We start from the raw sequence: 12,163 nt of genomic DNA, 5'->3' as shown, positions 1-12,163 counted from the left end.
GATAAAATATATGTATTGAAAGCGCAGTTGTTATAGCGCATATGAGTGTGAATGGATATAAAAATCCTTCGCCGTAAGGCGGAGGATTTTTTCAGCAGAATGGTTAAGGGCGGGCTTGATATATGACAGTACTTGAACAGTTACAGAAAACAATTGAAGAGGGGCATCCGGGGGATACGGAGAAACTGGTGAGAGAGGCACTGAAGCAGCATATTTCTTCTGCGAGGATCGTGGAGGAGGCGATGACTCCTGCTATGAGAACTGTGGGCGAGAATTATAAGATGAATGGGGCGGATATTATTAAGATTCTGGCTGCAGCGAGAAGTGTGCGTAAGGGGTTTGAACTGTTGGAAGAGCAGGATGCGCAGTTCAGCAGACGGAATATCGGGACTGTGATCCTGGGAACTGTGGAGGGAGATCTCCATGATGTTGGTAAGAATCTGGTTGCGATTATGTTTCGCAGTGCAGGATTTAAGGTGATCGATCTTGGGGTGGATATTTCGGAGAAACAGTTTCTGCGTGCTGTGAAGCAGAATCCGGATGTGTCGATCGTGTGCATTTCTTCTCTTTTGAGCACTTCTATCCCGGAGATGGAGCAGGTGGTGAAATCTCTGAAACGAAACAGCGGTAAGCATAAATTTAAGATTATGGTTGGCGGTGGTGCAGTGACTGAACAGCTGGCAAAGAATATGGGAGCGGATGCTTATACGGAGAATTGTATTGAGGCTGTGGAAGTTGCAAAGACGTTTATTGTGTGACAGGAGGACAGGAGATTGCGGCTGTCATCAGTTTATTTATATGAAAAGATAAAAGAGAAATACGAAATTCTGGAAAAGGGAAATTTATCTGGTTCAGACGGATATCTGCGCCCTTTTTTATGTTGTGGGATAAATAAGCAGGGAAAGAAATCAGAAGATGGATTTCGGACAGGACATGTATATGTGATTCAGGGATATGATGCAGAAGAGTGGGAAGCTGTGGGTTCAAAGACTGAGGATATTTTCTGGATTTTCTGCAGGAAGAAAGGGACAGCAGGATTTGAAGATGAGGCAGATAATTTTAAAGGTGCTTTTGTTTGTATAGACCTTGAGGATCTGGAAGAAATCGCAGAATTTATGAATGATGTGCAGGAGATTTTTGATGGGGCTGATGAATGGGAGCGGAAAATTCATGATCTGATGTTAGAGCATGCTGGAATGGATTGGATTCTGCGGGTGACATCGGAATTTCTGCAGAATCCTTTAACTGTAATGGGATTGGATTTTACTTTTGTGGCAGAAGCGGGAAGTGAGTATCTGCCACTGAGAGCGCGGCTGTATACAGACGACGGATTGAATATGGAGTATGTAAATGCGCTTTTGCAGAATGAGACCTACCGTGATATGGCAGATACTCATGAGTATGTGATGTTTCCGACCTATATTAGTGGATGTCGTTCGATGAACAGAAATCTGTTTGTGGATGAGAAGGCAACCCACAGGTTAGTTCTGACAGAGTGCAGGACGGAGATCACGCCGGGAGTTATCTGTGTGCTGGATATTCTGGTGGAGAAACTGGAGTATCTGCTTACGCATGAGGCGGAGGAAGAAGATCCGGACAGGGATATGGAGCAGATTTTTGTCAGGGTTCTGTCGGACAGGACTGCGGATTATCTGCAGGTGAGCAGAGAACTCAGTGAACTGGGATGGAGTGGAAATCATGAGTATATGTGTTTGATTTTGCAAATCACTTATCTAAATCAGCAGAATCTTTCTACGAGGGCAATCTGTCGGTATATCAAGAAGAAATTGGAGGATTCGGTGAGTTTTCTTTATCAGGATGAGATTGTGGTATTTTTTGACATGACCAGACTTGGAATGAATCAGGAGGAAGTGGCAGGCAAGCTGATTTATTTTATCCGTGATACTTATCTGAAAGCTGGATACAGCAGGGTAATGGAGGGACATATGAACCTGCGGCGACAGTATGTGCAGGCGAAGACGGCGCTGGATGTAGGAAGCCGTAAGAAGCCTTATCTGTGGATCCATTATTTCAGTCAGGTGGCATTGACGTATATTCTGGAGCAGTCTACCAGAAGATTGCCGGGGTCAATGATCTGCCATGAAGGTTTGTTGGAACTGAAGAAACATGATGAAGAGAATGAGACACAGTATATGGAGACGCTGAGGGCGTATCTGGAAGAACATCTGAGTGCGACCCAGGCGGCGAGGGAACTGTTTATTCATCGAAGCACTTTTCTGTACAGGCTGGACAGGATTAAGGAAATTCTGCAGTCTGACCTGGATGATCCGGAGGAGATTTTTTATCTGGAACTGTCGTTCAGGCTGCTGGAGCAGGAGGAAGAGAAAGAATAGGGTACAGGTATAAACGGATACCGTTATTAAAAAATGGAATATCCCAGAGTATTGAGTTTCTGAGTAAAAGAAAACCCCAGAGGGGACGCAAAGCCGCGTCCCCTCTGGACACCCCTTGGTTGTAAAATTATTCTTCTGGTAATTCAGAAGTGCAGTGTGGACAGCGTGTTGCTTTGATGTCGATTTCGCTCATACAGAATGGACATTTCTTAGTGGTCGGAGCGGCTGGTTCTTCTTTCTTGGCACCGAGGGAGGTGACTTTGTTTACTGCTTTGAGCAGGCAGAAGAGAATGAATGCCATGATGAGGAAGTTTACTACAGATGAGATGAATGAGGATGCGAATCCGGATACATCCTGGAGTGTGTATGTAGCGCCTCCTGTTAGTACGTTAAGAATTGGTTTAATAAAGTTGTCGGTCAAAGAGGTTACGATTCCGGAAAAAGCACCTCCGATAATGACACCGACTGCCATGTCCATGACATTGCCACGCAGGGCAAATGCTTTGAATTCTTCCATGAATTTTTTCATTGGAATTTCCTCCTTAAAAAGTGTGATACTATTATGATAGCGTAGATGGCTGGAAAGGTCAATTTTCTGATAAAAAAATTCAGGTACGCTTAAGCGTACCTGAATTAGTGTTAAAAGAGATATTGTAGTCACTATTCACTGGTAATATCCTGCGAGGTGTTTTTGTGAGCGAAAGTCACAGAAAACCTGAGACATACCGCACAGAATTTATGCGATTAGCATAAATTCTGTGCATCGCGAAGCATGTTGCTGGGCACGAAGTGAACAGTAATATATTATGTTATTTAGTTTCTTCTTCAGCAGCCTCTTCTTCAGCTTCCAGAGCCGGGTCTACGTGAACGGCGGCTACGGATACAACTGCAGCTTCGAGGTCTGTCTTTAAGTCTACGTCTTTATCCTGGGCGATGGCGAGGTCTTTGACTTTGATCACATCGCCGACTTTCATGTCACCGACATCTACCATAACTTTGTCTACCAGTGCTGATGGGAGAGCACGGAAGGAGATTTCTTCCAGATGCTGCTGCAATACACCGGCTTCCAGTTTGTCATGGTTTACAAGTACGATCTCTGCTACGGAGTGTACTTTCTCGTTGCTTACCAGTGCCTGGAAATCTATTTCATCCACCTGTCCTTTTAACGGATTGAACTGGATCTCCTTGATCAGTACATCATAAGACTGACCGTCTACGTCCAGCATGATCTGGCTTCCTTTGTTGCTTGTTTTGAGAAGTTTCTCTACATCGGATTTCTCCATTTTAAGAGGAATGGAACCTTCCATTTCTTTTCCGAATACGTTACCTGTAACGTAGCCTTCTCTTCTTAATCTTTTGGCCTTTGTGTCCATTGTTCTTTTTTCAGCTTTTAAAGTATTCATTTGACTTTTCCTCCATTTTTACAGCTGAGGTGACACGCTTGACACTATCTTGATCTAAGAGCAATCATATGTGCTCCAGGTGGTGTTAAGTATTTTTAAGTATTCAGTTGTTTGCTTGTTCTTTATCTTTGTTACAGCTGTATTATAACACGCAAGGAATGAAATGCAAGGGAAAAAGTGTGAAGAATTTGTGAAATCTTACAAATTTGGAGAAAGTAAAATGTTATCTGACTTGAAAAATTAGGCGTATTGTTTTTCAGAATAGCAAATGTTATAGTTGTATCGGGTAAAAGTTGAATTAAGAATTTCAAGTAAACAAAAACAAAGAACCCCCAGAAGTTGCCTCTTCCGGGGGTTCACTCAATTTACGGTTGATGTTCCGCTTATTCCTTATTGTCACGTTTATGTTCTGTCAGCTTATTATATATGTAATTACTAAGGATGCCTGCCAGAACAGAAATCATAAAAGGAACAAGATCTGATATGAGTATATGAATTAGGAATTCCAGGAAAACATCTCCCTCCTGTTGTCGGTGTAGGATGTGACAACAGAATAAGTGTGTCATATCTTAGAACAAATTGGAACCTGAAAAAGCCCCTGGAAGTTGCCACTTCCAAGGACTCATTTTATTACTTAATCACCAATTACAGAGTATCATTTCTCTTGATATAACCAGGCTGGTCAGCCGGAGATACGATTTCTTTCTTACGGATGAGTCGTGCCCATTTGTCAACGACTTCATTCTCTACGTGAACATCTTCACCGATTGTAACTTCAGCGAGTACAACACTATTTCTGACAACAGCACCTTTCTTAATGATACATCCACGTCCGATTACGGAATTCTCAACAGTACCTTCAATCTGGCAGCCATTGGAGATTACGGAATTCTTAACTTCTGCTGTGCTGAAATACTGAGTCGGGCAAGAGTCGTTGGTACGTGTATAGATCGGCCAGTTCTCATGGAACAGTTCCTGAGCTGCTTTGTAGTCAAGCAGATTCATGTTTGCTGCATAGTAGCTTGGGAAATCTGTGATGCTTGCAAAGTATCCTTTATGTGCAACGCCACGGATATCCAGAGTTTCACATTTGTCGTTCAGGATATCTGTCAGAGTGTACATGGAGGAAAGCTTCTTAGCTTCTTTTACCAGGCTGATGAAGAGCTCTGTCTTCATGACGCAGGTATCCATATAGATATTCTGGTTCTTCTTATTACCATGGTTAGCACCGATGGCTTCTACACCTTTCTGGCGGTTCAGTTCCAGAACATTACAGGTCAGATATGCTTCCTTGGCATTATCAACAGAATGATAAAGCAGGGTAACATCTGCACTGGAGTCAATATGTGTATGTATAAACTGATCAAAATCAATGGAGTAAACCATGTAGCTTGGAGCAATGACAACATATGGCTGCTGCATTCTGCTCAGGGATTCCATATTGTCCATGTAGCAGGAGATATCTGTGTTGTAGATATCATTGTCATTATTATGCTCTGAGAAGAGAAGCTGAAGTTTGCCACTCTTGGAGTTAATGTTGTAATGACGTCCTGTTCCAACGTGCTCTACAATAGAACGAGGTTTATTGTTGATATAAACCTGGATACGGTCAATATTACTGTTAGTCATGTTGGAGATAGGGAAGTCGATGACTCTGTATCTTCCAAGGAAGGAAAACGCGCCAATCGGGCGATAATCCTGCATACCATCTACATAAATGTTTCTCCCGGAGGAGTTTACGATACCAAATGCCTTATACATATTATTCTGCCCCCTTTACACGTTTCGCCACAAGTTCGATGTGCTCGCTCTTCGGATCACCTACAATGGTACCTTTACCGATACGGATACCGTCGGCTACCAGTGCACGCTGAACTACAGCGCCTTCTTCTACGATAGCACCTGGCATCAGAACACTGTCGATAACGATAGCGCCAGCACCAATCTTAACACCTGTAAAGAGTACGGAATGTTTCACTTCACCCTGAACAACACAACCCTGTGTGATATATGCATCTTTAACGTCTGCTTCTGCACTGATATACTGTGGAAGAGCAGTAACGTCTTCTGTATAGATCTTCCAGGATGGGTCGCCCAGATCCAGTTCGTTCTTGGAGCTTAACAGATCCATGTTTGCTTCCCAGAGAGAATCAATTGTACCAACATCTTTCCAGTAGCCCTTGAATTTATATGCATAAAGAGTCTTATTATCGTTAAGCATAGTAGGGATGATATCTTTACCAAAGTCATGGTTGGAATCAGGATTCTTGATATCAGCCATCAGCATCTTGCGGAGAAGTTTCCATGTGAAGATATAGATACCCATGGATGCAAGATTGCTCTTAGGATGTTCCGGTTTCTCTTCGAATTCTACAATACGTCCGGATTCATCAGTGTTCATGATACCGAAACGGCTTGCTTCTTTCAGTGGAACTTCGATAACTGCGATCGTTGCATCGGCATTCGCTTTCTTATGAGCTGCAAGCATCTCGTCATAGTTCATCTTGTAAATATGGTCACCGGAAAGAACGAGAACATATTCCGGATCAAATTTGTCGATAAAGTCGATATTCTGGGAAATTGCATCTGCAGTTCCGCGGTATACATTCAGATTCTCATCAGCTTTCTCACGCGGAGGAAGAACGTAAACACCACTGTCTTTGGCATCAAGACCCCAGCGGCCGCCGGCTGCAACATAACTGTTCAGCTGGATGGATTCATACTGTGTAAGTACACCTACAACATCAACGCCGCTGTTGGCACAGTTACTTAAAGGAAAGTCTACAATACGATATTTACCGCCGTATGAAACGGCTGGCTTTGCCACTTTATTGGTAAGATCATGAAGACGGCTGCCACGACCGCCGGCCAGGATCATAGCCAACATACTATTTTGTTTCATAATAGTGAACCCTCGCTTTCATTTACTTACGAATATTATACAATTTTTTTGGGGGGATTTCCATAGGTTTGTAAAAAAAATATGTAAAATTTTCGCTAGAAACAGATAAAAACTGTCAAAAAATTATGCATTATATACAAAACATCGCAAAAAAAACCAGAGTGTGACTCTCAGCATTATAAACAAATTTAACGAAAACGGGTGGACGTACCATATATCTTGGGCTATAATGGGGAAGTCAGAAATATTAGAAATATATAATAAGAAAAGAATTTCAGAAATAAGAGGTATCACGTGAATAAAAGAGAAGATTATAAACGATTTATCGTATTCTGTCTGGCCAGCCTGGTGGTTCTTGCTCAGATGGCAGTATTTGCCTATGTGTGGTATACGGTTTACCGTGGTCAGATCGATGAGCCATTCTGGAGAAAAGGTAACTGGGTTCTGATCGCAATCTATGGATTGATGTTCGCTATGTTCGCCAAGCTTTATGGCGGCCTGAAGGTGGGATATCTGAAGCGGGTGGATGTATTTTATTCTCTGACTCTGGCACTGTTGTGTACCAATGTGGTGGAATATTTTGAGATCACCCTGATCAACAGATGGTTTCTGAGTCCGGGACCTATGATAGAAATGACCGGTCTGCAGCTGATCCTTATTATTATATGGATATGGGGCTCCAGATATATTTATTCGAAATTATATCGTGCCAGAAAGCTGCTGGTTATTTACGGAGACCGTGATCCGGGAGATGATCTGATCCATAAGATGAATTCCAGAAAGGATAAATATGATATCAGCGGCAAGGTACATTCCAGTGTAGGAGAGAGGGAAATCCATAAACTTATGCGCAATTATGACGGTGTGATCATCTGGGATCTTCCGTCTATGGAGAGAAACCGTTATCTGAAGTACTGTTTCGCCCATTCTATCCGCTGTTATGTCAGCCCGAAGATTTCAGATATCATCCTCATGGGAAGTGACAGGATCCATCTTTTCGATACTCCTCTTCTTATGTCCAGAAATATGGGATTATCCATAGATCAGAGAGCTGCGAAGAGAGTGATGGATATGGTGATCTCAGGTATCGGTATTGTGATCACTTCTCCGATTATGCTGATCATTGCCCTTGCTGTGAAGTTATATGACAGAGGACCGGTATTTTATTTTCAGGAGCGTCTGACTGTAGGCGGCAGATCCTTTATGATCTGCAAGTTCCGCAGTATGTGCGTGGATTCGGAGAAAAATGGTGCCCGTCTGGCATCCAAACATGATTCCAGGATCACTCCGGTGGGAAAAGTGCTGAGAAATCTGCATTTGGATGAACTGCCCCAGCTGTTTAATGTATTTAAGGGAGATATGTCCCTGGTAGGTCCACGTCCTGAGAGAAAGACGATCATGCGTGAGTATGAGAAGGAACTGCCGGAGTTTTATTACCGCCTGAAAGTAAAAGCCGGACTTACCGGATATGCACAGGTTTATGGAAAATATAATACAACTCCTTATGATAAGCTGAAGCTGGACCTGTTTTATATTGAGAACTATTCTTTCCTGCTGGATATTAAACTGATCTTTATGACTGTGAAGATCTTTTTCCAGAAGGAAGTTTCCGAGGGTGTGGATGATAAGCAGGTAAATGCACTGAAGGATTCCGGAAACAGTGTAAAGACTGATGAGGAAAAAACGGAGGAATGATCATGAACAGACCATTGGTATCTGTAATCATGCCGGTTTATAATGGAGAGAAATATATTAAAAGAGCTGTAGAATCTGTCTATGAGCAGGGGATTTCCCTGGAACTTCTAGTCATAGATGACGGATCTACAGACGGTACAGAGGAAGTCCTGTCTGCCTATGAGGGCAGAGAGGACTTTCGATATATTAAGAACAAAGAAAATATGGGAGCTGCCCGTTCCAGAAACCGGGGTGTGCAGGAAGCTGTCGGTGAATATGTTGCATTTCTGGATGCAGATGACTGGTGGGACAGGGGAAAGCTGAAAGAACAGCTGGGAATCCTTGAAAAGACAGGCCTTGTAATGTGTTCCACAGGGCGGGAACTGATGAAGGCAGATGGCAGTGATACCGGACGCTATATTCCGGTCAGGGAGAAGATCCGTTACAGAGATCTGCTGAAACACAACTGTATTAACTGCTCATCAGTGCTGATACGCAGGGAAGCAGCACTGGAATTTCCTATGGAGCATGATGACAGTCATGAAGATTATATCACCTGGCTTAAGGTGTTGAAAAAGTACGGCAGTGCAGCCGGGATCAATAAACCTCTTCTTAAATACCGGCTCAGTGAAGGGGGAAAATCCAGGAATAAACTGAAATCAGCGTCTATGACGTACCGGGTTTACAGATATGCAGGATATGATCCGGTCAGAAGCAGTCTGTTCTTTATTTCTTACGCTGTAAATGGAGTTTGGAAATACTTCCATTAAGTTTCTATTCCAAAAATCATAAAAATATGTTATACTTATTTTAACTAAGCTGTGAAACAGACAGTGAAAATTTTTCAGAAGGACTGTATATAAATATGAAATTTAAAGCAGACAGAGCGGCTGTACCGTATTCTTACCTGATAGACAATATAAAAGTTTTGCTTATTTTTCTTGTGGTTTTTAATCATATCATTGCATTCAATCTGGTGAAGGTAGACATGGTGGTACGATACATCTGGTATGGGATCACGATCTTCCATATGCCTGCCTTTGTTTTTATTTCCGGATATTTGTCAAAGAAACCGCAGAATGTTCTTAAGAATGTGAAGAATCTGCTGATTCCCTATATTCTGGGATATTCACTTACCTGTTATTCCCAGATATGGCTGGGGAAATCCGTAGATTATGAGATACTCAGACCTACAGGAACAGTTATGTGGTATGTGCTGGCGCTTTTTGCATACAGACTGACCATTGAAGCTATGGGCAAGATCCGATTCATTGTTCCGCTGAGCATTATTTTTGCACTGTGGGCAGGAACCAGACCGGAGTTTACGACGTTTTTGTCTGCTTCCAGGATCGTGGTATTTTTCCCGTTTTTTGCGGCAGGTTACCTCTGGAAAAGTGAATATATTACGGCAGTACGTAAGTTTAAAGGAAAATGGGTTCTGGTGCCTATCTCCGCAGTACTGCTCTGGGCCATCCCGAATTATATGATCACCAATGGCATGGGAATTGCTATTTTCCGTGCAAATCACAGATATCAGCTCTGCGGACTGACTGATCAGGAAGGTATTGTGATCAGGCTTCTGATGTATCTGGTATCTTTTATTGTGATCTATACATTCCTGGCACTGATGCCGGATATCAAGTTACCGCTGACTTATATTGGCCGGCATACCATGGGAATCTATCTTTTCCATTATCCGATCATGATCATTATGAACGGATTGTATCTGCTGAGACTTCCACAGCTGACCAATGTGTGGGCATTGCTGGGAGTATCGCTGGTATTTATCCTGGTACTGGGAAGCCTGCCTGTGGACTGGCTGTATACAGGGGTGATAAATATAATCGCATTTATCCTGTTTAAGACAGATAAGACAGTCAGGGATGAGGGACTGGAAGAAGAATATGACAGTGATGAGAATAAATATGAAATTCTGAGACAGCGCAGAAAGGCTATCGAAGAGCTGGCTGCGACTCTGGAACCGGATAAAGATCATGTGGGAAGTGCAGACCCTGAAGTGGAAGGTACGCAGGAGACCACAGAGAAGAATGAAGGATCCAGCCGGGTGGCAGGATATGAAATGGATATAGAAGAGGATAATCTGGATGATGTATCGGAGGAACCTCTGAAGGAAGAAGAAAGGGAACTGACACTGGAAGAACTGATGGAAGAGCTGGAGGCTGCTACCAGAAAAGCAGAGAACAGCAATCTCCAGAAAAGAGAGAAAACCGGACAGTACCCTGCAGATGATCAGTGATACGAAGCTCTGGAAACACAGGTTTCCGGGGCTTTTCTTATTATTTAGAAAAAGCACTCCGATGGCGTTCTATCACTGAAGCGCCCACTGCCAGGGGCGGGAGAATAAAGTAGATGAGGAATTGTTATCATTACAGAACCATATCATTTTTTTTACAAAGTAATGACGGACGGCCTGATCTATGTTATAATTAAAAATAACGGTGAAATAATAGTAAAAGAAATGTAAAGTAGCAATGTTAACCACCAAGTACAGGACACAGGGGAGTATATGAAGAAAGTAATTACGTACGGCACTTTTGATCTGTTTCATAAGGGCCATTATAACATTATAAAACGTGCCAGGGCACTGGGCGATTATCTGATCGTTGGTGTTACCAGTGAGAGCTACGATATTGAGCGCGGAAAGCTGAATGTAAGGGACAGCCTGATCAAAAGGATCGAGAATGTAAGGAGAACAGAGCTGGCAGATGAGATCATCATTGAGGAATACCAGGGACAGAAAGTCAATGATATCATTAAATATGATATTGATATACTGGTAGTTGGTTCAGACTGGAGAGGGAAATTCGACTATCTGAAGAATTACTGCGATGTAGTATATCTGGAGAGAACGAAGAATATTTCCAGTACGAAACTGCGCGGTGAGGGAGTTATCTTTAATATGGGTGTGGTAACAGACGATATCAGGGATAATGACTTCGTGCAGGAGTCGAAATATGTCAGTGGTGTTCATGTGGAACGTGTTTTCTCAGAGGATGAAAAAACAGCCCAGGATTTCTGTGATAAATATGAACTGGATTCCTGGTGGAATGACTATAATGAATTTCTTTCTGGTATTGACATTGTATATATTAAATGCAGGCAGTTGGAGAGAGAACAGTATATCGAACGCGCCATAGACATGGGAAAATATGTGATCAGCGATGTGCCGGCCGCTCTTTCACCGGAGAAACTGAGATATTTTTTCCGGAAGGCTGCAGAGCATAAGGTGGTTCTGATCGAACGGCTCACACTGGTGTACCTGAGAGCTTTTACCCAGCTGGTATGGCTGGTACACAGTAACCTGGTAGGAGATCTGGTCAGTGTGAAGTGTGCCATTTCCCAGGATGATTTCGAGGGCGGCAAGCCTTTTAATGAAACAGTGTGCAATGCGATCTGTGCAGTGATCAAGATTCTGGGCAAAAACTGCCTGGAAGTGAATACCAATGCTGTAACAGACAGACAGGGGAAATTCGTATACGATATGATCACTATAAAGTATGAGAATGCCCTTGCTACCATAGAGATTGGTACTACAGTAGATGTGGAAGATGAGATGGTGATCATCGGAAGCAACGGAAGGGTTACGATCCCCAATGACTGGTGGAATACCGGTTATTTCGAGGCGAATATTTCAGGTCGGGAATTCCTGAAACGCTATAGCTTTAATTTTGATGGAAATGGTTTCCGCTATCTGCTTCAGGAACTGATGATCATGATCAGGGACAAGAGGACAGAATGCACCAGACTTTTTTATGATGAGTCCGTGAAGTTGCTGGAAGTATTGGAAACTATTAATCAGAAAGGATAAC

General features: G+C 42.8%; 10 protein-coding genes. 6 read left to right on the top strand and 4 right to left on the bottom strand.

Translation table 11 applies throughout. The annotated features are described in order from the left end of the window. The first annotated feature begins 122 nt into the window (after positions 1 to 122). Positions 123 to 758, top strand: coding sequence for a cobalamin B12-binding domain-containing protein (locus tag R8695_RS16570; RefSeq protein ID WP_118509966.1), 636 nt, complete (start codon positions 123 to 125; stop codon positions 756 to 758). Between the two features lie 15 nt (positions 759 to 773). Beyond that, positions 774 to 2,354: a PucR family transcriptional regulator gene (locus tag R8695_RS16565; RefSeq protein WP_243139484.1), complete on the top strand. Its 1,581-nt coding sequence runs from the start codon at positions 774 to 776 to the stop codon at positions 2,352 to 2,354. A gap of 127 nt (positions 2,355 to 2,481) precedes the next feature. Here R8695_RS16565 and mscL read toward each other — a convergent pair whose 3' ends face one another. From mscL to R8695_RS16545, 4 genes are all read right to left on the bottom strand, one after another. Continuing rightward, positions 2,482 to 2,883 carry a large conductance mechanosensitive channel protein MscL gene (mscL, locus tag R8695_RS16560; protein WP_154780088.1) on the bottom strand — a complete coding sequence of 134 codons (402 nt, stop codon included), beginning with the start codon at positions 2,881 to 2,883 and terminating at the stop codon, positions 2,482 to 2,484. Positions 2,884 to 3,163: 280 nt separating this feature from the next. After that, positions 3,164 to 3,757, bottom strand: coding sequence for a 50S ribosomal protein L25 (locus tag R8695_RS16555; protein WP_118509970.1), 594 nt, complete (start codon positions 3,755 to 3,757; stop codon positions 3,164 to 3,166). A gap of 645 nt (positions 3,758 to 4,402) precedes the next feature. After that, on the bottom strand, positions 4,403 to 5,518 hold the full coding sequence (glgD, locus tag R8695_RS16550; RefSeq protein ID WP_154780087.1) for a glucose-1-phosphate adenylyltransferase subunit GlgD: 1,116 nt from the start codon (positions 5,516 to 5,518) through the stop codon (positions 4,403 to 4,405). Between the two features lies 1 nt (position 5,519). Then, entirely contained in the window at positions 5,520 to 6,659 is a 1,140-nt protein-coding gene (locus R8695_RS16545; RefSeq protein WP_154780086.1) for a glucose-1-phosphate adenylyltransferase, read from the bottom strand. A 294-nt stretch (positions 6,660 to 6,953) separates the two neighbouring features. On the opposite strand from R8695_RS16545, the gene R8695_RS16540 reads away from it, so the two are divergent. The 4 genes from R8695_RS16540 to R8695_RS16525 all read left to right on the top strand — a co-directional run bounded on the left by R8695_RS16540 (position 6,954) and on the right by R8695_RS16525 (position 12,162). Next, positions 6,954 to 8,354 (top strand): sugar transferase, encoded by a 1,401-nt coding sequence (locus R8695_RS16540; protein WP_195978538.1) that lies wholly within the window; start codon positions 6,954 to 6,956, stop codon positions 8,352 to 8,354. A 2-nt stretch (positions 8,355 to 8,356) separates the two neighbouring features. Continuing rightward, complete coding sequence (locus tag R8695_RS16535; protein WP_154780085.1) at positions 8,357 to 9,103, top strand: glycosyltransferase family 2 protein; 747 nt, start codon at positions 8,357 to 8,359, stop codon at positions 9,101 to 9,103. A 95-nt stretch (positions 9,104 to 9,198) separates the two neighbouring features. After that, complete coding sequence (locus R8695_RS16530; RefSeq protein WP_154780084.1) at positions 9,199 to 10,590, top strand: acyltransferase family protein; 1,392 nt, start codon at positions 9,199 to 9,201, stop codon at positions 10,588 to 10,590. A gap of 270 nt (positions 10,591 to 10,860) precedes the next feature. Further along, positions 10,861 to 12,162 (top strand): adenylyltransferase/cytidyltransferase family protein, encoded by a 1,302-nt coding sequence (locus R8695_RS16525; RefSeq protein ID WP_118509982.1) that lies wholly within the window; start codon positions 10,861 to 10,863, stop codon positions 12,160 to 12,162. Position 12,163 lies beyond the last annotated feature (1 nt).

The organism is Blautia luti, assembly GCF_033096465.1.
Lineage (GTDB): Bacteria > Bacillota > Clostridia > Lachnospirales > Lachnospiraceae > Blautia_A > Blautia_A luti.
This window is presented reverse-complemented; position numbering and strand designations above follow the sequence as displayed.